This is a genomic window from Paenibacillus radicibacter (assembly GCF_024721995.1).
Taxonomy (GTDB): domain Bacteria; phylum Bacillota; class Bacilli; order Paenibacillales; family NBRC-103111; genus Paenibacillus_AM; species Paenibacillus_AM radicibacter.
On sequence record NZ_JANQBC010000011.1, the window covers coordinates 129,479 to 154,720 of the forward strand.

The window sequence follows — 25,242 nt, forward strand, 5'->3', positions numbered from 1 at the left end:
TGACTGGCTTATAATAACGTTAGCTACATACGAGAGGAAGAGATACACATGAATGAACTCGACTATTTATACGATCATAAAGAAGAAACAACGACACGCTACGTTTGCTTTGTTGGTAACTCCTTGCACCGTTTTGATCTAGCACTAGTATCAACTACACGTTTTTTCGGTAAAAAAATTGTTATTGATATGCAATCCGGCCGCAGTGCGATCATCGGACCTGATGATTTGAACGAAGAGGGTTACTTGGAATATGTGTTTAAAGTGACAGAAGAGGAAGCACTAGAGCTTCAGGATTTCTTAGCTGAAGTAATCGGAACGGTTCATTTTACAGATATTTAAGTTGAATTAATTGAAAATAAATTTTTGTGAATCAATATCCACTTATTATGCAATTCAAAAAAGAAGGCGGCTACATGCAGGCCTTCTTTTCTTATTTTTCAAGCAATAATAGGCAGTGTGCAGATCGCTGTAGATACACCTAACACGCAGCCAGCAAGACAATCTGTTGGATAATGCAGTCCTAAGTATATGCGAGAAAAGCTAACGAGTAATGCTAGTGGCAGCAGGATAACCGCAAGCCATGCCGATAGGAATAAGAACGGTGTGATGACGGAGAAGATCGCTGTTGTGTGACCCGAAGGGAATGATGCATCTAATAAAATTTTCTTGCCTGTCTTTACTTCAGAAAGAGCTAGAAACGGTCGTATTCTACGAAATTTACGCTTAATTAGTGCAACAATTAAGTGGCTTACGGTGAGCGCAATGAGACTTTGCCAGCCAATTCGACTTAAGGTATTTGGAGCAAAAAGTGCGAACCCTAACGTGAAAGTAATGGTGAAGATCGCGCCGCCTAAATGGGTCAGCACCTCAAATAGTCGATCCAATATCGGCGCATGAATCGCCTTATTGCACCAATAGAACAGCCTTTTTTCAAAAGGAAGCACTTTGCTCATATAATAATGTTTCAATCTCATCACTTCCATTTCATACCAAAATATCCTTACATCCTCAGTGTACACTAAAAGGCTTATTTTTAAATGCTGATAATTGTAAAGTTCATCTGAAGATATTCTTAAGACGCAAAAAAGAAGGCACCCACTTCAAAGTGGATACCCTCTTGAACCCAATTATATTTAAATGACAGCTATAACTTCAATCTCAACTAGCGCACCCTTCGGCAAGCCTGCTGCTTGAACGCAGCTGCGTGCTGGGCAATCGCTTTGGAAGTAGGAAGAGTAAATTTCGTTCACTGTTGCAAAATCTTTGAGATCATGCAAGAACACTAACGTCTTCACCACGTTGTTCATGTTCGTTCCCGCTGCTTCTAGTACGGATTGTACATTCTTAAGTACCTGTTGTGTTTGCTCTTCAACTGTCTCAAACAAATCAGCCGTACCTGGCTTAAATCCTAATTGACCGGAAGTATATACCATACCATTTGCGATAATCGCTTGTGAGTAGGGTCCGATTGCTGCAGGAGCTTTGTCTGTAAATACAATTTGTTTCTTCATAGTGTTTCCCTCCAGATTCTTCTCATTTATCTATGATAATTCTATCTCTATTTCTACTTCGCTACGTTACCCGCTGTGTTCAGCACATCCCATGTTCTTGCAAATGGCGGTGCATAACACAGATCCAGCATGCCTAGCTCTTCTGTCGTCATGCCAGAGTGAATGGCAGCAGCAAGTACATCAACACGCAAGACTGCACCTTGCTTACCGATGATCTGACCACCTAGAATCACTTTCGTGTCTGCATGGTAGATCAATTTCACATGAATATCGACTTGACCAGGGTAGTAGTTCGTCTGGTTCTTATCTTGAATCGTTACCGTCTTGTATGGAATGTTCATCTGCTGCGCTTCACGCTCAGATAATCCCGTACGACCTGCTTCTAGATCCATTACTTTCACACAAGCCGAACCTAAAGTACCTTTGAACTCATTTGCTTGCCCTGCTAGATTCTCACCCACAATACGGCCGATCTTGTTCGCTGTTGTTGCAAGTGGAATGTATACAGGACTTTGCTTGATTAGGTGGTATACCGAAGCACAATCACCCGCTGCATAAATATCAGGAAGTGAAGTCTCGCCTCTGCTGTTAATGATAAGCGCGCCATTACCTAGCATCTCGGCTCCTGTTTCTTTCAGAAATTCTGTATTCGGACGAACACCCGTTGCAACAACGACGATATCTGCTGGGTAGCTGCCCTTGTCCGTTTCTACAGCTTGAACCTTGCCTTCACCAACGAAGCCTTGAACACTCTCACTTAGATGCACATGCACGCCGTGGCTAACAAGCTCTTCTTCCATCCATTTCGTGATTTCCTCGTCGAACGCATCTGGAAGCACACGAGCATCGAGTTGGATCAAGTGCACTTCTTTACCTAGAGCCTTCATTGCTTCAACCACTTCAAGACCGATAAAGCCAGCGCCGATCACGACAACCTGCTTATTCTCTTCTTTAAATGCTGCTTCTTTAAGTGCAACACCATCAGCCATGCTTTTTAATGTGAAAATATTTCCTAAATCGCGATTACGGAAAGGCGGTATTACCGCCCTCGCACCCGTCGCAACCATCATTTTATCGTAATGATCCTCGAAAAGTTCATTCGTGATCATGTTTCTCACTTGAATCGTCTTCTTCTCTGTATCCACGGAAACAACTTGATGTTTCGTGAACATTTGAATACCAGACTGCTCGAATTGTTCCTTCGTACGAGCGATCATGTTATTCGGATCTTCGAAGAAATTGCCTACGAAATAAGGTAATCCACAAGCGCCGAATGATACTTCTTCTGTCATCTCATAAACGGCGATTTCCGCCTGCTTGTCCATACGTCTAGCCTTAGCTGCTGCACTCATGCCGGCTGCAACGCCGCCAATAATTACGATTCTCATAGTAATCCACCTCGCCTTAATCCATGTCTGTATCTGAATTGTTCATTGTATTCGGATTGTTGTATGTGTCTAGATCAATTTCTCCAGTTAACTTGCCTGTTACTGCACCTGCTGTCATGGAACCACTTACGTTAAGTGCTGTACGACCCATGTCAATTAGCGGCTCAATGGAGATTAATAGTCCTGCAAGACCTACTGGCAAGTTCATCGCAGATAGTACGATTAGTGCCGCGAATGTTGCACCGCCACCTACACCAGCTACACCGAAGGAGCTGATCGCTACGATAATTACTAATTGAATGATGAACCCAGGATCAAGTGGGTTAATACCAACTGTAGGCGCGATCATAACCGCAAGCATCGCTGGATAAATACCCGCGCAACCGTTCTGACCAATGGAAGCACCGAATGATGCGGAGAAGTTCGCAACACCATCTGAAATACCCAATTGCTTGGTTTGCGCTTCAACGTTAAGTGGAATTGCACCCGCACTTGTACGGGAAGTAAATGCAAATGTTAAAGTAGGGAAAATCTTCTTCACGAACGTAATTGGATTTAGTCCCACTACAGCAACCATGATCAGATGAATAACGAACATCACGATAATAGCTACATAAGATGCGATTACGAAAGTCGATAGATTGAGAATACCGTCTACATTTGTCTTGGCAATCGTATTCGTCATTAAAGCAAGAACACCATAAGGTGTAAGTCTTAAGATTAACGTTACAATCCGCATAACAACCGCGTATACCGCATTCGTCACTTTCTGGAACATCTCGGCATGCTCTGGTTTCTTCCGTCTAATCTGTAGCGCTGCTACCCCCACGAAGGCTGAGAAAATAACAACCCCTAGTGTTGAAGTAGAACGTGCACCCGTCATATCTTGGAACGGGTTCGTCGGAATGAACTGAAGCACTTTTTGAGGAATTGTCATGTCCTTCACTTGACCTAGACGGTCTTCCATCGCTTCGCCACGCTTCTGCTCAGCTTCACCTGCTTGAATCTGTTCTGCATTAAGCCCGAAGATATTCGCAGCTCCAATACCGACTACTGCTGAAACCATTGTTGTTGCAATAAGTAAACCAATAATCATTGCTGACATCTTACCTAAGCCTTTAGAAGACTTTAGGTTCGTAATTGCCGAGATAATCGAAACCATGATTAGAGGCATAACGATCATTTTCAAAAAGCCAACATAACCATTACCAATAATACTAAACCAATCTGTTGAAGTCTTTACAACCTCTGAATTAGGGTCACACATGAATTGAAGACATAGACCGAAGGCAATACCCATACCAAGACCTGCAAATACACGTTTCGAGAATGAAACGTACTTGGACTGCATGTAGTAAAGTACCCCGATCATCGCTAGCATAAAGACAATGTTAAGAATAACGTATCCGATAGTTCCCATGGTGAGAATTCCTCCTGAATGATATATAAGTATAGTTTTCTAAAGTTGTTTTCAGGGTGCTGCACTTACAGCATGAATTATTTCGTTCGTTTATTCAGCATCATATCCAGCATAAGTTCATCCATCTTGGTCGATCCCTCGTTGCCAAGACGACAGAAGTTATCAATAGTCTCCTCCAACCCCTCCTCAATAATTCCATTCGTTCCAGATACGCGCATACCTGATGTAGCAAGCAACGCAGATTGTACCGCTGCCCCCGAACAGGTTGAAACCTTCATTGCACATCCTGCTTTTGCACCATCACATAGCATGCCTGTTACGTTTCCAATCGTGTTCTGAATCGCAAAGGACATTTGAGATACATTTCCGCCTAATAGATAGGTGATCGCAGCGGCTGCGCTTGCTCCAGCTACCGTCACACCGCATAGGGCAGACAAACGACCAAACTTAGATTTTATCCAAATCGCCAGCAGGTGGCTGAAAGTTACAGCTCTTATCATTGTTTCTTCACTAACTTCAAGCTTTTGCGCTACTGCAACTACAGGCATCGTCACAGCTATTCCTTGATTACCACTTCCAGAGTTCGACATCACTGGAAGCATAATGCCTGCCATCCGTGCATCAGATCCAGCGGAAGTAAGTGCCATTGCGTGGGAGATTACATCGTCGGATAACAACTTTCTCTCTACGTTCTCTTTGAGAATCTTACCTACTTGAAGTCCGTAGCTGTTATTCAGCCCTTCCTCACAAATCGCTAAGTTGAGCTCAATACTCGATTTTACTAGTTCAAGTTCCTCTAGTGGAACGTCTAGCACATACTGATATATGCTTTCAAATGTCAATACATTGTAGATATCCTCTTCTGAATCCACTTTATCGTGAAAACTTTCACATTCCTTGTCCAATAAAATGCGTCCATTTACCTCGATCTTTGAGATATTCGTATGCAAATCCTCAATAATCACTCTTGCAACCTCGTTAGTGGTATGAACGCATATTTCGATATATAACTTCTTAGGTGACTCCGTAAGTGAAATCTTAACTTTCTCTTCCTTGACGATTGCCGCTGCTTGCTCTTCAGCTCCTGCTGGCACTTCCTTCAATACTTCCAATTGGCGATCTGGGTCACCAGCAATAGCTCCAAGTGCAGCTACGAAATCAATACCTGTCTGCTTCATGCCAGGAATTCCAACAGCCATCGCATTCTTCATGACATTGGCACTAATGATCACATCTATCGACGTGATTTCCTCTTTCAAATGACTCTTTGCTACTGCAGCCGCATAAGCAATTGCAATCGGCTCTGTGCATCCAAGTGCAACAACAAGCTCCTTCTGCAATAGCTGTTTCATCTGCTCATTCAAGTTGTTCATGAGCGTATCCCCTCTACTCTTCTTTGATTTTCTGGATGTACCGATAAATAGTTGGTTCTGATGTCTTCAGGTGCTTCGCGACGAGATGTACCCCGCCTTTTAGCTGGAAAGCACCTTGGTGATACAGATGTTTAACAAGGTCCAATTTCTCTTGCAAGGACATTCTATCCCCTGGAACCTTCACGCTCTGCATGGTCTGCTCAATAATGCTTGCTAACACATCATCCGCCTGTCCATGCAGTTGCTCAGATATGTAGCTTGCTTCCTTAGAGGTGGATGGATCTGCCTCAGCAGTCGTTTCATCAAAATTCAAGAAACCATCCATCATTTCACGGATTTTGACAAAGTGCTCTACATCGCTATTCACGCACAGCACGCCGATGAGGTCATTGTTCGGATTTTTGATAAAATAACTCCAAGACCTAAACAGCTTCCCGTTCTTGCCATAAGCTTTATAATTCCCAATAAACGGTTGTTTTAAGTAAGTTTGATCTTGACGAACTTGAAGGATGAGATTTGTCGGAGCGTCACCAACTTTTCTTCCGCTTAGCTGACCGTTCTCAATGGCAATAATCGAGTTATCTTCACCAGATAAGTCATGCAGCACCACTTCAGAGTGTTTACCAACGATTGACGCAATAAATTTCATCATTGGAATGTATCGTTCAATAAGCTCCTTATCATTCATAACCTCACCTCCACCTTTAAAAATAAAAAATTATCACTTAGTAATAATTTATTACCGTGATAATAGTTTATCATGCTCATATAAATTTGACAATCACTTTATTAGCTTTTTTTGCATAAAAATTCAACTTCCGACATTTAGTGAAAATGAACTTGATTCTTATGCTTCACAAGACCTTCTCTATCTAGCTTAGATTGCGCCTTCAGTCTCTCATCAGCAGCTTGCTCGATCTCCGCTTTACTTGCACTTCCCATCACCAAATCGGTAAACAAATCACGCGCATTCACACCATATTTCGTGAGAAGTGGCAGCGTCGTGAAGAGTGAACTTCCTTGTATACCGAGCATTCCTAATGATAACGCCCCCCGCTCCACAAATTGCGGCTTTGGCATAACTCGTTCCAACATATAGTCCGCAGCTTGGATAAGTGCACGTTCATTTACACCTGTCTCATAACCCATCTTATGAAGTGCAGCAACGAGAACTTCTGTCGGTGCATTGCCTGCCCCTGCTCCAAATCCAGATAAGCACCCGTCTACAAGATCTGCGCCTTCCTCCACTGCAACGAGCGTATTACCAACACTAAGCCCTAGATTGTTATGCCCATGGAAACCGATGCGAACCGAGAGATGTTGACGCAATAAACTTACTTTGGTTCGAACTTCATCTAGCGCCATCGCCCCTGCCGAGTCAACCACATACACCGCATCTGCTCCGAACGATTCTAGCTTCTTCGCTTGTTCCAGCAATTGATCAGGTGTGATCATCGAACTGAGCATCAGAAATCCGAAGGCTTCAAGTCCCATTGATTTGGCAGCACGAATGTATGTCTTCGCAAGCCCTGCCTCTGGTGCAATTGTTGCAACCCGAACAGTCTGTAGTCCTGCATCCTTCGCTTCTTCCAGTTCAGATAATCGCCCTACTCCCGGTAATAATATAGATGTGACACGTGCCATCGGAGCTGCCGTAATGACCGTTCGAATCGCTTCTGTATCATTTAATTTACTTTTACCAAAATGAAGCGATGATCCACCTAATCCATCCCCGTGCGACACTTCCATATATCGAATATTCGCTTGCTCTAAATAAGCTGCAATGACGGACAACATCTCTGCCGAGTATTGGTGACCAAGCGGATGACACCCATCTCGCATCGTTGCATCAAAGACCTCAATCTTCCGTTTGTTATGCATCTTGCTCCACCTCCACTTGTACCTCCACCACAAAAGTCAGCACATAATTCACAAATTGGGGTACGTACTTCAATTGTAATTCTGGTCGTAAATCAACAATCTCATTTAATCTTTCACTGACCAATTGATAATGATCAACCGTTTCTGCATGTGAATCAACCTGAACATGGACAATGTATCTTAGAACAGCTTCTTCATCTGGGTTGAAAAAGACGAGCGACTTCGCACGTTTCACCCTACTATCTGCAAGTAGTGCCGTCTCCATACCCTCTATATAATCTTCAAGATGCTCTCGAAAGTGATCGTCCACCATCCTGCTAGGCAAATCGCTGACTACTTCTACTTCTTGAGCTTTCACAAGCATTGCAATTTCTGTAATGATCGATGTGATATCATCCACTCGAATGAGCGTCATGTTATGTACCTCCCTGATTTCTTGTTGTGAAACAAAAGATAAGCTGAGCCCACGTGCCCAGCCTATCCTTATTTAGATGGTTTAGTTTTTCTTCGTGAAAGCAGCTACGAACACATCTCGATATCCATCCACTTGATCTGGCAATATGGAAGTTACACCATGCATGACGTTCTGGTCATCTGCAAAGATCAAATCCATTGGGAGTAGTGTCACATCAATCAGTGGATTACGTTCATTATCATAAATCGTACTCATACCGCCTACTACGTTCTCACGGTTGAAAACCATCATCATAATGTATGTCACGCCATCGCGATGTACGCCTTCAGGTGTCGGTTCACCTTGCTCATCCATTCTCGCTAGAACGCGAATTTGGTGAAGTGTTGTCTCCCAATCGCTTGGTCCTTCTAGCTGCTCTAATGCGTTGTAAGCCCATTGCAACAGACCTCTTAAGAACTGGTTGTTAGCCACGATCTCTTCTTCCATTGGGTCAAAATGTCTTACAATCCCGCCGTTAAGCGAATTAATCTCTGGTGCTTGGAAATACGGACGAGCAAGATCATAGCTGAGAACTCGGTCTATTGTCGAATAATCGAGAGTTGCGAAACGGCGCAGACGATACGTGCCGTTGTCTTTCATATATTTATCAACCGCTAGACGGTTAAAGCTGTCCGCGAATGCGTTCCATTCTTTTTCATCATAAAAATCCGCTTGATTAAAAAATGCACTTCCACAAAAGCAATACCCATTCGCCTTTACCATCGATGCAACAGTGCCCACTTCAAGTGCTGTTTGTAATTCAGTATGAATTGGTTCCATATTCAATCATCGCTCCTTATGAATTAACGTTTATAGAAAGCATTTCTTTCATAGTCGCTACAAGCAGCGGAATTCCTTCTTGAATCTTGTCTTCCGACATATTGGAGAAGTTCAGGCGCAGCGCATTCTCTCTACCTCCATTTGGATAAAAGGAACCACCAGGCACGAACGCAACGCCGCGCTCTAAACTTTTCTCAAGAAGTTCGCGTGTGTTCACTTCTTGCGGAAGCTCTACCCAGATGAACAGCCCACCACCCGGAAGAATAAATCTCGCTTCTTGTGGAAAATGCTGCTTCATTAGATCGAACATGAGATTGCGTCTTGCACGGTACACATCTTTGATCCGGTTCACATTCGCATCCAGATCATACATATCCATGTACGTGTGTAGCACACGCTGACAATACGTCGAGGAATGTGTATCCGCAGCCTGCTTCGCCATCACATACTTCTCCATGAGAAGCGGCGCAGCTTGAAGCCAGCCGATGCGGAAGCCAGGACAGCATATTTTGGAGAATGAACCTAAGAACACAACTTGACCTCTCGTATCCATAGATGCAAGTGAAGGCAGCATGTCACCGTCGTATTGCAATTCGCCGTACGGATTATCTTCAATGACAACAACATCATATTGGCTTACGATTTCCATGAACGCTCTGCGACGCGCAAGCGACCAAGAACGACCCGTTGGATTCTGAAAATCAGGGATCACATAGATCATCTTAACGCGATCTGTCGTCTCCAATAAGTGGATCAGATCGTCCATGATCATCCCTTCATCATCTGTTTCAACTTCCTTAAAAGTTGGTTCATATACACGCAGTGCTTGGAATGCTCCGAGGAACGACGGACTCTCACAGAGAACCACATCTCCTTCATCAAGAAAAAGCTTACCCGACAGCTCGATTCCTTGCTGTGCACCTGTCGTTATGAGAATTTCGTCTACCGTACATGTCTTTGCAAATTTATTTGCCATGCGGTTTACGATTTGTGCTCGAAGTGGTACGTAACCTTCCGTGATCGTATACTGCAAAGCTTCCTTCCCATACTGTGTTAACACATGATCGGAAGCTGCCCTGATTTCTTCTACGGGGAATAGCTCGGGTGCTGGCATTCCTCCAGCGAACGAAATCATCCCGGATTGCGACGTTAATTTGAGAATAGCCCTTATATCTGAGCCTTTTAGCTGCTCCATTCGCTTGGCAAATTTCACTTAGAATCCCTCCCTTATGCGCATGAAGCGTTCGTTAGATGCGGGATAGTATATCGATATGGTTGCGCTTACAATTGTGTGCGGATCGCGCACCAGATAACCCTGAGCCCCATATACAACAATAAAACCCCTTACGTTGAAGAACTGTTACTTCTTCATTGTAAAGGGTTTATTATACATTGGTAAAATATACAAATTGCATGGAAACTATGCGAAAAAGTTATGACGGAACAACAAGCGGCGTATGCTGCTACTATTTTTATATCAATACTAATGTGAGGGTATTAGTATCTTCCCATCAAATGAAATTGTCTGAATTTTTTCAAGATCTGGAAGTTGAAAAATATCCATTTCGTGCGTACCAAATCCCCCTACAAATAACTTATTATTCTCAATAAATACAGATAATGGTTTATAAACCGAGTTTACTTCTCGAACACTATTTTTATTAATATCAATTACCGTAAAAACAGAAGTGTCTGAGGAGTGCCCAATATATATATTACCATTATCATCTATTGCCATGTTTTTCGGAAAATTTTGTTTAAAGTTTATTTGTTTAATTTGTTTTTTCTCCTTAAGATTCCAGATCATCAAATGTGGGTCTAGATCTTTCATTTCATATCTTTTTAGTAATTCTTCCCGTGTTTTGGTTTCAGTTGTTGAAACTCCATTAAATAGAAAATATACAATATCATTGTTTCTCTTATCAACCATCATATAACTTGGTCCTTGAGGTTTATTTTTCATATCAATTAACAATTCTGCATTTCTAATTTGCGAGTCAATACTATAAACCCCTTTACTATCTCCTACAGCTATTGAAGCTAATATTTGATTCTTATTTAATAAAGTAAGGCTTTCATGCGGTCCAGGCATCGATACGGTTCCAGACACTTGGTCCTTTACTGTATCAATAATTAGCAATTCTAAAGTATTCCCTCCCCTAGAAAAACCTGTTTGGACAAAAGCAATTCCATCATTAGTGATACTGATTGAACCTAAATTATTATAGGGTGATTGTATTGTAGACATTTCCCCTGTTTTAGCATTTAAAACCGCAATATAAGAAGATTTATCCCCTGGGCTATTGAGTAGAGGAATGTAAATTTTTCCATTTGGAGCAATTGCATAATCAATCGCCGTTTTTCCCAGTAGTATATTTTTACTCACTTCTAAATTTTTTGTATTTAGTATTGACAATTTTTCTTGAAAAGGGAGCAAGACTATTCTCTCATTTTCGGTAATCGGTACACCAATAATATTAGGTTCTATTTCATGTTCTGATTGTTTCACATTATTTGGGGTGCATCCTAATAGTAGTGTAAAAAATATTAAAAAAATAAGTTTAATGATGTATCTCATTTGTTTGCAACTCCCGAGAAAATTAATAAATTCTAGTTAAGCATCTATACATCACATAGCTTAACTAGAATTTTAGATTTAATAAATATTTACATCCATACTGTTATTGTTCTTGTATTTGCTGACCAGCGAATATCCCCAGGGGTTACAAACCACATCCCATCAGCATCAATGTTTATATTCGTAGCATCTAAAAATGCTCTGTATACTACTTTAGAGCAATACCAACTATTATTATCATCTTTATTGGTCTCTGTTTTGTACGGCCCGGAAAATAATTGAGCAGCCTTTAACTGCCTTTTGCTTTTCTGTATCAGAAGCGGACCAAACAGACATTTCTCGCACTTCATCAAATTTTTTCCAATATAAAGGAGTCTCCCATTGCATACCATCTGTGCCACTAGCATCTTTAACATTTGCTGTTCTAATTGAATAACTAAATTCACTTACATTGCGATCTACGTCAAACAACCCAGCATGACAATAATCACCACTAACTAGCCATGAACACCACCAAGCACTTGTTTCAGAATATCCTAGTAGAACCGCACCTCGGCCAGTCCCTACACCTGTAAAAGAGTTTCCAGCTGATGCAGTAGCTCTAGCTTGATCATTGCTATCACTTCTCTTTTCAGTTAAAAACTTTTCTTGTTCTTTAACTAGATCATCTTCATTTTTTGCCAAAAATTGTGCGTAAGATTTTTCATTTCTCTCTTTAAGTATTTTTTTTGAATCTTCTAAACTCATTCCAGGGGAAGGAACTATTTTCACTCCATCAATTCCCTCATTTAAAGTTGATACCTCTAACTTTGGACTTGAAACTTTTTCCTCTTCCTTTGACTCCGAAGATGCAAATACAGACGACGACATAGAAAATAACAAAATGAAACTGAACATCAATATTACTAATTTCTTCATACTATACCTACCTTTCATTGATATTAGAACACTAATTTATATTACATTATTTTACATAATGTTGTAAATATATTCATATATATTACTTTTTTGTGTTATTTCAACAAAAATTTCAGTGAATATTTTATGCTCTACACCAAAATTAGTACATGAATCTAAAATCGGCTTTAAGCATTCGCCCACAGTTACATTCAACTAATGTGAGTAATGCTTATAATGAGATAATCTTTATCATTAAGTGAGACTTTGCGTTAATTTCATGGTTATATTTGATACTAATTTTCGAACACCAGAAGAGAATCAACTGCTAGCTTTAAGGAAAGAGAACTAGCCTTTAAAGATGGAGAACGATATTTTAAAGTAAGCCGGTTGAAGATAATGTGACGAGTCTAATCATCGAGATATTCAAAAATAACCGTAATGTGTATGGTCCTAGGAAAATCAAATCTGTACTTCACGGACTCGGTATCACAGTGTCCAGACGACGTATAGGACGAATAATGAACGAATAAGGACTTGTTTCTACCTACACGATCGATCAATTTAAGCCACAGAGATCGTCCTGTAACTTGAATTCCTGCTTTATTGATTTGCCATGCAAGCGATGCTTGAACATCAGGGTCTAGAAATACGCGATCTAATGCACTTATTCCTTCTGACGCGTCGTCCATCCTTCTACTTGAAAGTTTCCATTCGGATATACTTACACATAACCACATTGTGACGCAATACCTACTGCTCCTTTACTCCAATACGGGATTTCATCTGCAATACAGCTTGATCCCCTTTACTTGTAAATCTCGTTAGCCTAGCTAGGATCACTACTATCTCATGGTGACTAATTAATTAGTTTTTTGTAAAACAATATTAGGTAATGTTATTTAAACCAACAAAATACGCTTTTCAGATGTGACATTACCTCAACTTTCGGTGCGACCAAACGTAGGTTGAGTTAACCACTAAATATTTCAAACTTTTAAATTATATAAATATAATGCTATTGTTCAAATAGAAAAAAGTGAGAGTATGGGTGTAATTCCCCATACCGTCACTTTTAGTTTAAAATATATTTTTTATTCAGAAAAACTGGTTGAATGAACTAATTTACTTTCTGGACAGCCCCATCTTCTATCGCTGTTGTATATTTCTTTAAAACAGATTCACGAAGAATTTTGAACCTGTCATCATGAGATTCCAACGATATTTCTCGTGTATCTTGACCGTCAATATTAATCTTACCTTGATTCACAGCATGAATCCAATAGGCTTGCCTTTCATTAGACCAATTCAAGAAGAGAATATATTTTTTTCCTGGGATAAGTGGAGTATAACCTTCACCTAGTATTTTTGTTCTCCCTGGATTCAATCCATTATCTACTGTAAAAAATCTTTCAATAACAGCTAAGTTTTCTAATGAGTTTGTATTGTCATTAGAGTTTTTATAAATTTTGTCCACCGTGACATTGGTTATTGTATACGAGTCATTATACTCTCCGCCCTCAAATACTTCTTTATTATCAGTGGTAGGAGTTACTGATACAATTAGTGATACTTCATCAGATAACTTATCTGCATCATCGTATACTGCATGATCATAGAAGATACCTATTTTTTCATCAACAATTCTTTGGTCAGCTATGAAGTAGCTAGCTCCGAGTATTCCTAATGATAAAATGGAATATGCGATCAATTTTTTAGCTTTCATTTCAAGACCCCTTTCTGCTTTCTAATATTTATAAGCTAAGTGTGCTGCATCTTCTGAAGTCGGGTAGGCTAAACTTTTTTGCCCAGATCGCATCCAATGAGCATATTGATGTGGTCTTAAACCTTCCTCAAAATGACCTAATCCAAGTGCATGACCAAATTCATGACCAGTTGTTTTTGTTCTTTCAATCGCAGAATAATTACTATCTGCCATATTACCTGCATCTAATCGAATTCTCGTCATATCATAATTCACACCTGCTTTAACAGAAGATAGACCAATTGGAGTTAATGATCCATTTGATTCTCTTTTAAAAAAATCAGCTGTACCATAAGTTCCAGAACCAAGAGTTCGATTAATAGCATAAACTTTTATTTGTGCTTTTGACATAATTCGGTCACTTCGATGAATAGAAACACAAAGTTCTCCTATTTGGGAACAACAAATGGCGTATGCTGCTGTACATAAGAGATAAAAGCGCGGGCGGCGTAGGATTGGTAACGGTCTTTGCGATAGATGAGTGCCCACTCCCATGCAATATGTGGCTTAGCAATGGGGATTGCATGTACTCGTTTATTGTTCAATTTGGCAGCCATCGATTTGGGAACAAGGGATACGCCGAATTCTGTTGCGACCATCTCACACACCAAATCCCACATTGTGGACATGTATGCGGCCTTTGGCTCAAATCCTGCCTGTCGACATGCTTGCATCGCTACATCATGCAGCGCGAATTCTTCCGAAAACAGAATGAAAGACTCTTCCTGACATTCGATTAGCTCGATTGATTCGCGTCCCGCAAGCCGATGCTTCCGATCTACAATGAGCACGAGTTCTTCCGCATGGAGAAACACAGTTTCAAATATTTCCGTATCAACAGGAAGCACCGTAACACCAAAGTCTATTTCCCCTTTAGCAACATTCGCTTCCACATGCTTGGCACTATATTCGGCAAGCTGAATGTCGATACGGGGAAACTCTTTTTTGAAATTAGCCATAATCTTCGGAAAAAGCAATGCGCCTACAGTCGGCAGCAGTCCCATCTTCACCTTACCACGCTTGACGTGAACCAGCTCATTCACCGAGTCCGACAAGTCGTCCATCGATTGAATAATTCGAACCGCTTGCTCATACACAAGTGCGCCTGCATCGGTCAACTCCACCTCGCGCTCTGAACGATCCAGAAGCTGCACACCTAGCTGATCTTCCAAAGTCTTTATCATCTTACTAATCGAAGGCTGCGAGACGAGCAGCGTCTGCGAAGCTTTCGTAAAGTTCTTCTGTCTGGCTACTTCTACAAAATATTGAAGCTGTCGAATGTCCATGACGTTGACTCCTTATTCCAAGGGGTTAAATTTTATCATTATCCTATTGGATTCAATCATATCGCAAAGCAAAAAATAAAAAAAAAAAAATAGCCAACAATGGAATCACTATCCCTACTGCACCAGCTATTGCGGTCTTCATCCAGAACTTGCGCTCTTTCAGAAACAACCATTCACTATAGCCGTTCTCACCTACCCCATGCAATTGAATCAGCGGTTCCATGTTAAACGCAACAAGTTGAAGTTCCACTCGATTGGATTCCGCATAGTTCTCGAACAACGCTCTCACTTCATCTAGATAAGAGTGGTTCAGATAGACAGTAAGCTTCACAAGTTTGACGTCTGCTTCATCTAGTACATCCATTAATTCCTCTAAGATTTGACTGATTTCAGCTTCAGGATTTTCGATATATTGGTTCGGAGATTGTGTTGGTCCATCTACTAGAATCATCTTTTTTATATGCGTCATTTGAAAATGATACGTTTTATCGTCCATATAGTAATCTCCAACATTCGAATGGATTGAAATTCAATTTATTTCATCCATATTATACCATTACCTCTTAACACCTTACATCCATAATATTAAAAAAAGAGCGCCAACATTGGCACCCTTCACCTCGCTATCTCTACTTCAAGATTTCAATCGCAGCCATTGCGCAGCGAATATCTTGCTCGACCGTACCCCCACTTACACCAATCGCTCCAATTAACCTACCTTCCGAATTTCGAATCGGAACACCGCCACCGAAGATGACCATACGACCACCTAGGTTATATTGTAAGCCATACAATTCTGCACCAGGCGCGCACAATTTCCCAAGCTCATCTGTTCCTACGCGATTGAAGAGCGCCGAATAGGCTTTATCCTGCGCTAAGGTAATGCTTACGATTTCCGCATCACCATGCCGTTTGAATCCACTAAGATAACCTGCTTCATCCACCGTAGCGACGGAAATTCGAATCCCTAATCGATCGCTTTCCGCGATCGCCTCATCTAGCAGCTTTGTAATATCTAGTTCAGTTATTCTCTTCATTCCTAATCACTCCACATCAAAGAAAATCTTAAATAAATTCCTACCTCTCCACTTCAAAATTTTTCATAGCTGCATGGACAAATCATTTTACATAGAGTCAATTTATTCCCATGAATTATTGTACAAAATGTATATCGAATCACATGCAAAAAGAGAGCATCTCAGCGCCTTATCCAAGGCTACTAAAACACTCTCTTACTTGCTTGCAATTACTTATATGTCATGCAATCTACTTAGCCGATCAACTTCATCAAGCTGCCAAACTCAAGCTCTTCAAACTTGCTATGCACGCGCTCTGTATCCACTGCCCATGTGCAACCGTTAAAGTCGCATTCAACTGGAACATCACAGCGTATTGTTGCCAGATCACGAGATAAATGCAGCATATCCAGCTCTGCTTCGATCTTACCTCTTACGCCTTTAGGCAGTAAATGCAAATTCTCCAACATGCCCTCAATCGTTGCATACTCTTGAATCAGCTTCAGCGCTGTCTTCTCCCCGATACCTTTAACACCTGGGTAATTATCGCTCGTATCGCCCATTAGGCCCTTCATATCAATGACTTGACGAGCCGTAAGCCCTTTATCTTCAAGCAAGAACTCCGGTGTATATACCGCGTAGTTGCCTTGACCTTTTTTCATAATAATGACATGAACGTTATCATTTACGAGCTGTAACATATCATGATCACCAGTTAGAATATGCACGTGCGCATGTTCACTATATTGACCAGCAAGTGTACCGATGCAATCATCTGCTTCATAGCCATGTATGCCAACATTCGGAACGCCGAATGCATCAACGACTTCTTTAACAAGATCGAACTGCGGAATGAGGTCTTCTGGAGCGCTTGGACGGTTCGCTTTGTAACCATCGAATTTCTCCGTACGGAAAGTTGTACTGCCCATATCCCAACAACACACAACATGTGTCGGATTGAACGCACCCACCGCATCCATAAAGTAGCGAATAAAGCCATACACCGCATTCGTCGGCATACCTGCCTTCGTCTTACGGATAAAGCCGCCATAGGAATTTGCAAAGTAAGCACGGAATAGAAGTGCCATACCGTCTACTAACAAGATCGATTGTTTATTTTCACTCAAAATGAATCTCTCCTTCGTTTACCTCTTACTATTATATCATAAGGAGAGCTTCCAAAACCTTAGCAGAAATTCCAAGCCATACAATCATGTATCTCCTGTGTCATTAGAAGCATCCACACTTCTTCCCTTCGTGAAATCTTTTAAAAATAACGATATGATAATTGCCACTACTAGCAAAATGAATGGAACTGCACTGATCAAGTACCGGAATGTCGCTTCCGGATTAGGTCCTGGATCATCCCCACTCACATAACCAAAGATCATGCCCACAATCCAGAAGGCAACGACCGAGATCAATCCACTAGAACGTGTAATGAAGCCCCCGACTGCGACATAGATACCTTCCCGACGCTTGCCAGTCTTCTCTGTGTCACGATCAATGATCGTACCCGTTAAGACAGGCGGTGTGACTAAGAATCCTGCTAAACCAAACCCCACGCATACCCCAGCTAGAACACCTGTTAGAAGGTCTGAACTAAACCATAGCGGAATAACAGAAATTGCGTACACAATGATCGCCAGTCTCCAGCTCCGGTACCCGCCAAGCTTCTGAATAATCCAATACCAGACGAACACGAACGGAATGACTGACACAAATACGGATGCTAGTAGATAAGTTATTTCCCCTTCGGAAATACCAAGTACATACTTACCCCAGAATGGAATTGTCGCTGCAAGTAATCCGTTTACTGTCTGAGCGAACGAATTGGAGATATTGAATATCCAAAACTCCTTGTTCTTAAGTGTTTCTCTAAATCCCTCTACTAACTTAATCTTTGGCTCCTTCATTGCCTCTGGATCTTCTTTGATCGCAGACACGCACCATAGCATGAAGATCGCGAATATAACAGCAAACACGACAGACATATAGCTGTAACCAATACTATTTACCAGCGGCAACGTTAAGACAGAAGCAACTAATATCGCAACAATCTGAAAACCGTTCTGAACAGCTGACGCCTTCGCACGAACGCGATCTCCACGGTACAACTCAGGTAATAATGCACCATAGTTGACCCAGATAATCGTCGCGATCGCTTCGAATAATACGATAGCAACTAGAAACCAGATAAATAACCCTGTTCCTTCAATTCCGTTAGGTACAGAGAAAACCATAATAAATGCGAGCATGAATAGTGGCACTGCGCTGACTAACCATGGCTTGCGGCGACCATACTTCGATCGTGTTCGATCTGAATAATAACCGGCCATTGGCTGATTGACAGCATCCCATATCGTGTATACCAATCGTGCAATAGTCGCTAGTCCCAAGCTCAGCCCCAAGACATCCGTATAGTAATAAACATAGAACGTACTAAATGCTTGACTGGGAATCATCATGGCGAGCATACCAAGTGCGTACATGACGGTTGAATTTTGAAATCTCTTGTTCATTCTCATTCCTCCATATTGTTAATGAAAGCGTAATCTAACAAATCTGATGATCTAAATATATGTATACCTAACAACAAATAGAGTCATTTCTATAAATCATTCTGGTGATCAGAAAAGAAGGTGGGACGCCTCATAGCGATCCCACCTATTAACTAACCCAATTGTCTTAGAAGAAATTCCAAGTCGGCAGCCAGCGCAGCCATGTGGAGGAATAACTTTTATCAATGACCATTCCTGATAATATCGGATAGAACATCAAGAACAATAAGAATGCCAGTGCCAGTATGCCGTAAGCTAACCAGCGGCGCTGCTTGTTCTGCTCCGTCCATCTACCGATGAAGTACGTCAACATTAGCGTCAAAAATGGTATTGTTGCAAAGTAGTGATAAATGAACGTTAAGCGCGGTACACCTACCCACGGCAAGTACTGTGCACCGAAGCAGACGAGCAAGAATGCAAGTTTCTTATTACGCTGCTTGATCGTATAATACACAGTTGCAATGAGTGCAATGAAACCACCCCACCAGACGACAGGGTTACCGAACGAGATAATGGATGAAAGCTTGTCTGTTGGTAAGAATTGTCCCGAATAGTACCAGATTGGCATAACCATAAACGGCCATTCATACCACGGCGATCCGAATGGATGCGTCGCGACAAGCTTACTGTGGTAATCATACATATGCTTTTGGTACGTGATCACGTCTTTCAAGCCGTGACCATCACCTGGCACCATCATGAATGGAATGTACGATGCAATATAGATAAGTGCAGGAACGATGACGTACCAGATGACACACCAACCTAGCGTTAATAAAGTCGGACGCCAGAAGGAACGTGCGGCACGCTCAAGATCAGCTCTCTCATCATCCGTTAGGCGCTTCTCATGATCGGACTCGCTGGCAATAAGCTGCGCATCCCCTTGCTTATCATCGGATCGTGCGGCCTGCTTATCTGCAGCAAGCCATACGGCTTCACTCTCAAGTACCCGCTTCGCTTTCCGATGTTCTCGATAGCGTTCGATTAGTACGATTAAGAGCAAGAACGCAAGTCCAATCCCACCATAAATAACAATCCACTTCGAAGCTGCTCCAATCCCGAAGAATAAGCCTGCTAATCCTAGTGGTATTAATGTCTTCCACAGCTTGTCTCGATAGAAGTTCATCTGCATGTAGCGATACATGAAATAGAACATAAGGATTATGAAGAAGACTCCATAGACGTCAATGGTTGCAATTCGAGTCTGGGCAAAGTGCATGAAATCGAACGCGAACAAGAATGCAGCAATGAAGCCGTATCTGGAGCGTCCGAACAACCTTTTACCGAACGCATACATAATAGGAATCATTGCAATACCGAACAAGGTACCAACAATACGCCAGCCGAACGGATTCATGCCGAACAGCCAAATCCCTGCGGAGATAAACACTTTCCCTAGCGGTGGATGGGTATTCTCGTAAGGTTCAATCTTATGAATGTGCTCATACGCTGTGCGCGCATGGTAAATTTCATCAAAGTACGTCCCATCCATATAGGTTGGAGAGTAAGGCACGATGTCTTGCTCATCAATGACAAACTCCGGTTTACCTTCATCCGTAGAAGATAAGCCTTCTCCTTTTACACTTTGAACAGGAAGCGGCTTGTCCGATTTACCATCAAAGAAGGCGACCTCATGCACAGAAAATCCTGTATTAATCTGTTTCACTGTTAGTTTCACATAACGCGCTTGCTGTGTAAGTTCCTTCACATTCCAGACGAACACTTTCGTGTGATCGGACTTCACTTCATACGCATCTTTCCACGAAACACCATCACTAGAGAAAGCATATTCGTAATCCCCATGCCCTGATCCAATATACGTGTGAACCCGATTGAGCGTAGCAGGTTTACCTAGATCAAACACGAGTGAAGAGCCTGTCGTGTGTGGTCTCCAGAATGTCTCAGGCGCTTGGTGCGACCCTAAGTTAATCAGGGCAAATACCGAGTAAACGACCGTAATCCCGAGCGTTAATATCCAATCCTTCTTCTTAAACAAACGTCCCTTCGGACTAGATGTCGCAGCTGCTGTTTCTGCCACCGTCTCATTCGAAGCCAGTAACGAACGCAGCCCTCTATTAACACCGAACAATTTACCGCCAAGAATGACACCATAGATCACGAAACCGACATTCATCGCTGAGATGATTAGCATCAGCACATCCCACTTCGGGATAAAGTTTATGCCTTTCCAAGTCTGACCTAGCACATAGGCAACATTCACGAAATGAGTGAGTGAAAACCCAGCGAAGAGCCACAGAATGCGGCGATCACGGACAAATAACCATGTAATTAGAAGTGGTAGAAGTGCATAGAACAAGTAACGCTCATGCATCTTGATCCCGAATGTAAATACAGCTGCTAAGAATAAGAAGGCGAAATATAAAGCCGAACCTGGCTTTTTACTACTATTCGCATAAGCAAACATACAGTACGCCAGAGATGCGATCATGAGCAGAACGCCCCAAGCTTGGTAAGAGAATCCCCCACCTTCTAGCGCCGCGAAGTTCCCACCTAATAGCGTCATCAAGTTAAACGCATTGAGTGATGCATAGTTATACTGCGCAAGTGTACTGAAGTACAGCTTAAATACGAATGTAATTCCGCTTCCAGACATGAACGGTAATAAGAGTCCAATTACAAGTGCAGCCCCGCTTAATACGGTTTGGATAAATACTTTCCAACTGCGCGTTTGAATCACTGCGATCAATAAGAACGGTCCGAACAGAAGTCCTTGTGGCTTGAGCAAAATAGCAAGCCCGAGCACGACTGCGGAAAGCTGCAGCTTTCCTTTTTGCAACATATATAAGTAAATCGCAATGACAAGCATAAAGATCGAATCCACTTGCCCCCATACCGCGGAGTTCACGAACACCATCGGGTTCAAGGCATATAACGCGGCAATCCCAAGAGAAGCATTCGCCGAAACATACTTCCTTGCCAATCGATACAAGACGAAGGATGTAGCTATATCCGCCAAGATCGCAGGTAATTTAAATAAAATAAGTGTTGCTGAGCTATCCCAAGCAAGTCCTAGTCCATCTCGAATAGTAGCGAGTAAATAAAGCACATACATGTAACCTGGCGGATAATCCAAGAATGCCTGCGTCTTATAGAGGTGCGGCAATCCATCGGTATACGCCATATTCGCCCATGCCATAAAGGTCTGGACATCCGGCTCATACCCTTTCCAAATTGGCGCTAAGATCAGGCGAATCGTAAGCCCTACCAGCAGAATCACCCACAGCCAAATACTTCGCTTGAATGTTTCCTGTTGTTTCTTCTGCTTATGGAGCTGCGTTTGCTTCCCACTTTGCATCTTCCGTTGGTTCACGGATTTAGACATCTACTGCTTCCCCTCTTCTTCATTCATTTCCAGTTCATTTCCTACTCCCTAATATACCAAAGCTTTCGTCTTCTGCCAAAAGCTGTTTGGGCATTTAACCCAAAAAAATAAATCCCCAACGACTATCGTCAGGGATTCATATGCATTGTTTTTCATAAAAGGAAGATTACTTGCTCGTTCGCTTCCCGTTAGCCGCTTCTTTATCGGCATTACTTTTATATGGTTTGGGTGTATTTTTCTTCCGAGTAGCACTTGCCTGCCAGCGGTTCCAACCCTTCTTGTCCGTTCCTCGTCCGGTACCTTTGCTTTTACTCATCTCATCAACTCCAATGCTCCATGAAATATACAACATCTGAAGCTCGATGTACAGCAGAAAGCTCATAAATTCCTTATGATAAGGAGTAAAAAAAGGAAGTATATCAAGCACATACTCCCTTCTGCTCACGATCTATATAAATCCTATGCCATAGAAGCTATATCCCCACTTGTAGGGTCCATACCTTCGAGGAGGAATTTCACAAGCTTGCTATGCTTACGCAGCGACTTCTCATGAATCAAGTTCATTTTACCATTATCCTGTGCACCGAAAATATATAACATCTCTTCGTTCTGATGCGACCAGTCAAATCCATCCAAGATACGTAAGCAGCTAAGCCAATCTGGATTGAACTCCCCATCCTTGAACAAGAATTGATTCGCATACAGCGCAATACTTTCCTGCATCACGCGCGAAGCCGAAATATATTGAGACAAGCCCGGCTGCTCCGGCATTACCGGTAGTAAGGTGTTGAAGAAACCATGCAGTACTTCCACATAGAACGGAATATCTTTGCGTACTGTACGCATGAGCTCATAAGACGGCTGCATTCTGCCAGAGAACAGCATCGTCGTAATTGAATACATCCACGAATAGCATGTGAAGTTGCGGTTAAATGCGGTTAACGAATTACGCTTCTCAACTCCTGCTTCTTTCAGTAACTGGTTGTGATCCCCGATCTGCTGTATGACGAGGTTAATCGGATCAATCGAGTCAAATGAATGACCAAGTTCCTTGGAAACAAGCTGGACTTTGGAGTTAATGTCTCCGAACAACTGCTTCTCCTCTTCTTCATTCAGTCCGATATAGATCTGCACTGCAAGCTCGGTTTCCATGAGGGCAAGACGACGTGCTTCCAACTCCTCAATTAATCCATCCAACTGTTCGATCTCGCGAGCTATCTCGTCGGAATGACCATCTTTGCGCATTTGTAGCTTGAGCGTCACCATACGTCTGGAATGTCTTCGCGCTTCCTTCGTCATCTGCTCACCGACATAACCAAGCGCAAGAATCCGATGCTGACCATCGAGAATGCTAAGCTTAGAACCCTGACGTAGTACCAAGCCCTCATCATCCCTTGCAAAAGAACTCACGTCCCGCAGCGACAAGGTCACTGGACCGAAGAATACTTGATCGAGCTCCCGCTCCTGCAAGTAGTTCGCAATCTTCCTACGCTGCATCATGCTCAGTTTCCGCTGTACCATTGGGTCAATCGTTGTATAGTCGAGCAAATCGCGTACTTTCAGTGCGACCGTAGACATTCCGAATTTTTCACAAAACGGGTAGATTGTCATTTGTAATCGAAGTCCATTCATTAGCCCACATCCTCCCCATCACGAATTAAGAACATATGCTGATCTTGATAAAAGCGAACGAGATGCTGATGCGCTTTCGTAATCCGTGAACGTCTTGGCAAGCGATCCTTCTCTTCACCTTGGTAAATGCCGTCCCAGTTCATATGCGGTAAGATCCGCATCGCATAATTCATCGCATAACGATTGAACTTACCGGTCTTCGTCGCTTCATTGTGGATGAATAGCGCAATCGCAATTTGAATATTTTCCGACCAAGGCAGTGAGCCTTTAACTGGCGCTGGCAAATACTTCAGCATGTTGTGAAAATATTCTTTGGCTAATTCATGGTGTTCTTCCATCATCTTCTCTTCATATCGATACCCATTCTGTCTTGCGCTCGATTTCATCCGTCCCTCGAATAAACCAATTACGATCTCAATGAGCAGGTGGTACGTGAACAAGAACTCTGGTCCTTTGCCACGTTCGGAGTAAATATCCACTGGAATCCGCTCAGTTAATGCTTTCTTCTGAATCAACTCCGTTGCCATTACATGATAATAACGGCGTTGGTCACGAAGTACGGCTAAGTTGCCGCCAATTTTGCGTGGTAATTTATTAATATCCGAGAACAGCTGACGCTCCTGCTTCGCATTGATGTCCATATACACCATGACCGATGCTGGGAATGCGTACAAACGGCCTAGCTTCTGAGAGATCTCTTCCATCTTCTCATATTCACGACGATCCTTCGCTCTTGCCATCTGGCTCTGCAAGCTCTCCATCACCCTGCGAAATGCGGCTAGACGATGCTGACCATCGACGACGTACAATTTTTCAATCGGCTGTAAGCGATACGCTTGCGATTCCTCATCATAATGACCTGCCCCACGCGCTGAGAAAATAATGCCCGGGAAGTAGATCGGTTGATTGTCCTGCAAATATAGCTCAATATAATCGATTAGCTTCGAAAGATTACGAGGGTTAATGGAACGCTGCACTTCAAGATCCACCTCATAAATTGAGAACAGCCTGCTCATCGGCATTGTTGCTGTGAGTGTTTCTTGACCGAACGTGCGACCGATCACACCTGGAATTTCCACGAAATTGCTTGCCCGCCCTTTTGTCCATAAATCAGATAAAGATGAAATAGAATCCATAGTCTTGCCTCCTTCTTGTATTCCAAAATGCCTATTTATTCTCATTCTGAACAAAAATGCGATTGTTAAAACGTAGGGACGAGCATGAAATGCTATTTTTTAAGCAAAAAAAGACTGCATCGCTTATCCAGACGAATCTGGTATAAACGAATGCAGTCTTAAGGGGTGGAGTTATGAGCGTGTTCAAAAAGTTAAACGAAAGAGAAAAAAGCAACTGT

At 42.2% G+C, this 25,242-nt stretch carries 24 protein-coding genes and 1 pseudogene; 2 read left to right on the forward strand and 23 right to left on the reverse strand.

Going from position 1 to position 25,242, the window contains the following annotated elements; all coding sequences use genetic code 11:
* The first annotated feature begins 48 nt into the window (after positions 1-48).
* Complete coding sequence (locus NV379_RS19615; protein WP_258209028.1) at positions 49-342, forward strand: DUF3055 domain-containing protein; 294 nt, start codon at positions 49-51, stop codon at positions 340-342.
* A 98-nt stretch (positions 343-440) separates the two neighbouring features.
* Here NV379_RS19615 and NV379_RS19620 read toward each other — a convergent pair whose 3' ends face one another.
* The 12 genes from NV379_RS19620 to NV379_RS19675 all read right to left on the reverse strand — a co-directional run bounded on the left by NV379_RS19620 (position 441) and on the right by NV379_RS19675 (position 12,306).
* Positions 441-956: a phosphatase PAP2 family protein gene (locus NV379_RS19620; RefSeq protein WP_258209029.1), complete on the reverse strand. Its 516-nt coding sequence runs from the start codon at positions 954-956 to the stop codon at positions 441-443.
* A gap of 180 nt (positions 957-1,136) precedes the next feature.
* Positions 1,137-1,514: a RidA family protein gene (locus NV379_RS19625; RefSeq protein WP_258209030.1), complete on the reverse strand. Its 378-nt coding sequence runs from the start codon at positions 1,512-1,514 to the stop codon at positions 1,137-1,139.
* A gap of 53 nt (positions 1,515-1,567) precedes the next feature.
* Positions 1,568-2,902, reverse strand: coding sequence for a CoA-disulfide reductase (locus tag NV379_RS19630; RefSeq protein WP_258209031.1), 1,335 nt, complete (start codon positions 2,900-2,902; stop codon positions 1,568-1,570).
* A 16-nt stretch (positions 2,903-2,918) separates the two neighbouring features.
* A complete protein-coding gene (locus tag NV379_RS19635) occupies positions 2,919-4,322 on the reverse strand; it encodes an L-cystine transporter (RefSeq protein ID WP_258209032.1) in 1,404 nt (467 codons plus the stop codon).
* 77 nt (positions 4,323-4,399) lie between these two features.
* On the reverse strand, positions 4,400-5,695 hold the full coding sequence (locus NV379_RS19640) for an L-cysteine desulfidase family protein (protein WP_258209033.1): 1,296 nt from the start codon (positions 5,693-5,695) through the stop codon (positions 4,400-4,402).
* A 13-nt stretch (positions 5,696-5,708) separates the two neighbouring features.
* Positions 5,709-6,383: a helix-turn-helix transcriptional regulator gene (locus NV379_RS19645; protein ID WP_258209034.1), complete on the reverse strand. Its 675-nt coding sequence runs from the start codon at positions 6,381-6,383 to the stop codon at positions 5,709-5,711.
* 137 nt (positions 6,384-6,520) lie between these two features.
* Entirely contained in the window at positions 6,521-7,576 is a 1,056-nt protein-coding gene (gene dmpG, locus NV379_RS19650; protein WP_258209035.1) for a 4-hydroxy-2-oxovalerate aldolase, read from the reverse strand.
* Positions 7,569-7,991: a hypothetical protein gene (locus NV379_RS19655; RefSeq protein ID WP_258209036.1), complete on the reverse strand. Its 423-nt coding sequence runs from the start codon at positions 7,989-7,991 to the stop codon at positions 7,569-7,571. Before NV379_RS19655 ends, dmpG begins: the two co-directional genes overlap by 8 nt.
* A gap of 81 nt (positions 7,992-8,072) precedes the next feature.
* On the reverse strand, positions 8,073-8,810 hold the full coding sequence (locus NV379_RS19660) for a 2OG-Fe dioxygenase family protein (RefSeq protein ID WP_258209037.1): 738 nt from the start codon (positions 8,808-8,810) through the stop codon (positions 8,073-8,075).
* Between the two features lie 16 nt (positions 8,811-8,826).
* The gene (locus tag NV379_RS19665; protein ID WP_258209038.1) at positions 8,827-10,023 is read right to left on the reverse strand and encodes an aminotransferase-like domain-containing protein; all 1,197 of its coding nucleotides are present in this window, start codon (positions 10,021-10,023) and stop codon (positions 8,827-8,829) included.
* Between the two features lie 270 nt (positions 10,024-10,293).
* The gene (locus NV379_RS19670; protein WP_258209039.1) at positions 10,294-11,388 is read right to left on the reverse strand and encodes a hypothetical protein; all 1,095 of its coding nucleotides are present in this window, start codon (positions 11,386-11,388) and stop codon (positions 10,294-10,296) included.
* Between the two features lie 243 nt (positions 11,389-11,631).
* Entirely contained in the window at positions 11,632-12,306 is a 675-nt protein-coding gene (locus NV379_RS19675; protein WP_258209040.1) for a hypothetical protein, read from the reverse strand.
* Positions 12,307-12,695: 389 nt separating this feature from the next.
* Here NV379_RS19675 and NV379_RS26170 point away from each other — a divergent pair.
* Positions 12,696-12,815 (forward strand): annotated as a pseudogene (locus tag NV379_RS26170) (IS3 family transposase); the annotation flags it as partial.
* A 590-nt stretch (positions 12,816-13,405) separates the two neighbouring features.
* On the opposite strand, the gene NV379_RS19685 reads toward NV379_RS26170, so the two are convergent.
* The 11 genes from NV379_RS19685 to NV379_RS19735 all read right to left on the reverse strand — a co-directional run bounded on the left by NV379_RS19685 (position 13,406) and on the right by NV379_RS19735 (position 25,024).
* Positions 13,406-14,011, reverse strand: coding sequence for a hypothetical protein (locus tag NV379_RS19685; protein ID WP_258209042.1), 606 nt, complete (start codon positions 14,009-14,011; stop codon positions 13,406-13,408).
* Positions 14,012-14,032: 21 nt separating this feature from the next.
* Complete coding sequence (locus NV379_RS19690; protein ID WP_258209043.1) at positions 14,033-14,401, reverse strand: hypothetical protein; 369 nt, start codon at positions 14,399-14,401, stop codon at positions 14,033-14,035.
* Positions 14,402-14,439: 38 nt separating this feature from the next.
* Positions 14,440-15,336, reverse strand: coding sequence for a LysR family transcriptional regulator (locus tag NV379_RS19695; RefSeq protein ID WP_258209044.1), 897 nt, complete (start codon positions 15,334-15,336; stop codon positions 14,440-14,442).
* A gap of 52 nt (positions 15,337-15,388) precedes the next feature.
* Entirely contained in the window at positions 15,389-15,832 is a 444-nt protein-coding gene (locus NV379_RS19700; protein WP_258209045.1) for a hypothetical protein, read from the reverse strand.
* A 133-nt stretch (positions 15,833-15,965) separates the two neighbouring features.
* Positions 15,966-16,373, reverse strand: coding sequence for a GlcG/HbpS family heme-binding protein (locus NV379_RS19705; RefSeq protein ID WP_258209046.1), 408 nt, complete (start codon positions 16,371-16,373; stop codon positions 15,966-15,968).
* A gap of 233 nt (positions 16,374-16,606) precedes the next feature.
* The gene (locus NV379_RS19710) at positions 16,607-17,482 is read right to left on the reverse strand and encodes a 5'-3' exonuclease (RefSeq protein WP_373426139.1); all 876 of its coding nucleotides are present in this window, start codon (positions 17,480-17,482) and stop codon (positions 16,607-16,609) included.
* 81 nt (positions 17,483-17,563) lie between these two features.
* Positions 17,564-18,874 carry an MFS transporter gene (locus tag NV379_RS19715; RefSeq protein ID WP_258209048.1) on the reverse strand — a complete coding sequence of 437 codons (1,311 nt, stop codon included), beginning with the start codon at positions 18,872-18,874 and terminating at the stop codon, positions 17,564-17,566.
* Between the two features lie 166 nt (positions 18,875-19,040).
* On the reverse strand, positions 19,041-22,256 hold the full coding sequence (locus NV379_RS19720) for a glycosyltransferase family 39 protein (RefSeq protein ID WP_258209049.1): 3,216 nt from the start codon (positions 22,254-22,256) through the stop codon (positions 19,041-19,043).
* A 166-nt stretch (positions 22,257-22,422) separates the two neighbouring features.
* Positions 22,423-22,572 (reverse strand): DUF3934 domain-containing protein, encoded by a 150-nt coding sequence (locus NV379_RS19725; RefSeq protein WP_258209050.1) that lies wholly within the window; start codon positions 22,570-22,572, stop codon positions 22,423-22,425.
* A gap of 143 nt (positions 22,573-22,715) precedes the next feature.
* On the reverse strand, positions 22,716-23,888 hold the full coding sequence (locus NV379_RS19730; RefSeq protein WP_258209051.1) for a DNA sulfur modification protein DndB: 1,173 nt from the start codon (positions 23,886-23,888) through the stop codon (positions 22,716-22,718).
* Positions 23,888-25,024, reverse strand: a complete 1,137-nt coding sequence (locus tag NV379_RS19735) for a DNA sulfur modification protein DndB (RefSeq protein WP_258209052.1) — start codon at positions 25,022-25,024, stop codon at positions 23,888-23,890. The genes NV379_RS19730 and NV379_RS19735 overlap by 1 nt, the downstream gene beginning before the upstream one ends.
* Positions 25,025-25,242: the final 218 nt, after the last annotated feature.

Excerpts from the sequence above, each read along its gene's own strand:
- NV379_RS19715 (WP_258209048.1), bottom strand. The coding sequence starts at position 18,874 with ATGAACAAGAGATTTCAAAATTCAACCGTCATGTACGCACTTGGTATG.
- NV379_RS19660 (WP_258209037.1), bottom strand. The coding sequence starts at position 8,810 with ATGGAACCAATTCATACTGAATTACAAACAGCACTTGAAGTGGGCACT.
- NV379_RS19690 (WP_258209043.1), bottom strand. The coding sequence starts at position 14,401 with ATGTCAAAAGCACAAATAAAAGTTTATGCTATTAATCGAACTCTTGGT.
- NV379_RS19645 (WP_258209034.1), bottom strand. The coding sequence starts at position 6,383 with ATGAATGATAAGGAGCTTATTGAACGATACATTCCAATGATGAAATTT.
- NV379_RS19675 (WP_258209040.1), bottom strand. The coding sequence starts at position 12,306 with ATGAAGAAATTAGTAATATTGATGTTCAGTTTCATTTTGTTATTTTCT.
- NV379_RS19700 (WP_258209045.1), bottom strand. The coding sequence starts at position 15,832 with ATGGACGATAAAACGTATCATTTTCAAATGACGCATATAAAAAAGATG.
- NV379_RS19630 (WP_258209031.1), bottom strand. The coding sequence starts at position 2,902 with ATGAGAATCGTAATTATTGGCGGCGTTGCAGCCGGCATGAGTGCAGCA.
- NV379_RS19695 (WP_258209044.1), bottom strand. The coding sequence starts at position 15,336 with ATGGACATTCGACAGCTTCAATATTTTGTAGAAGTAGCCAGACAGAAG.
- NV379_RS19705 (WP_258209046.1), bottom strand. The coding sequence starts at position 16,373 with ATGAAGAGAATAACTGAACTAGATATTACAAAGCTGCTAGATGAGGCG.
- NV379_RS19635 (WP_258209032.1), bottom strand. The coding sequence starts at position 4,322 with ATGGGAACTATCGGATACGTTATTCTTAACATTGTCTTTATGCTAGCG.
- NV379_RS19640 (WP_258209033.1), bottom strand. The coding sequence starts at position 5,695 with ATGAACAACTTGAATGAGCAGATGAAACAGCTATTGCAGAAGGAGCTT.
- dmpG (WP_258209035.1), bottom strand. The coding sequence starts at position 7,576 with ATGCATAACAAACGGAAGATTGAGGTCTTTGATGCAACGATGCGAGAT.
- NV379_RS19615 (WP_258209028.1), top strand. The coding sequence starts at position 49 with ATGAATGAACTCGACTATTTATACGATCATAAAGAAGAAACAACGACA.
- NV379_RS19725 (WP_258209050.1), bottom strand. The coding sequence starts at position 22,572 with ATGAGTAAAAGCAAAGGTACCGGACGAGGAACGGACAAGAAGGGTTGG.
- NV379_RS19685 (WP_258209042.1), bottom strand. The coding sequence starts at position 14,011 with ATGAAAGCTAAAAAATTGATCGCATATTCCATTTTATCATTAGGAATA.
- NV379_RS19670 (WP_258209039.1), bottom strand. The coding sequence starts at position 11,388 with ATGAGATACATCATTAAACTTATTTTTTTAATATTTTTTACACTACTA.
- NV379_RS19720 (WP_258209049.1), bottom strand. The coding sequence starts at position 22,256 with ATGTCTAAATCCGTGAACCAACGGAAGATGCAAAGTGGGAAGCAAACG.
- NV379_RS19655 (WP_258209036.1), bottom strand. The coding sequence starts at position 7,991 with ATGACGCTCATTCGAGTGGATGATATCACATCGATCATTACAGAAATT.
- NV379_RS19730 (WP_258209051.1), bottom strand. The coding sequence starts at position 23,888 with ATGAATGGACTTCGATTACAAATGACAATCTACCCGTTTTGTGAAAAA.
- NV379_RS19620 (WP_258209029.1), bottom strand. The coding sequence starts at position 956 with ATGAGCAAAGTGCTTCCTTTTGAAAAAAGGCTGTTCTATTGGTGCAAT.
- NV379_RS19735 (WP_258209052.1), bottom strand. The coding sequence starts at position 25,024 with ATGGATTCTATTTCATCTTTATCTGATTTATGGACAAAAGGGCGGGCA.
- NV379_RS19625 (WP_258209030.1), bottom strand. The coding sequence starts at position 1,514 with ATGAAGAAACAAATTGTATTTACAGACAAAGCTCCTGCAGCAATCGGA.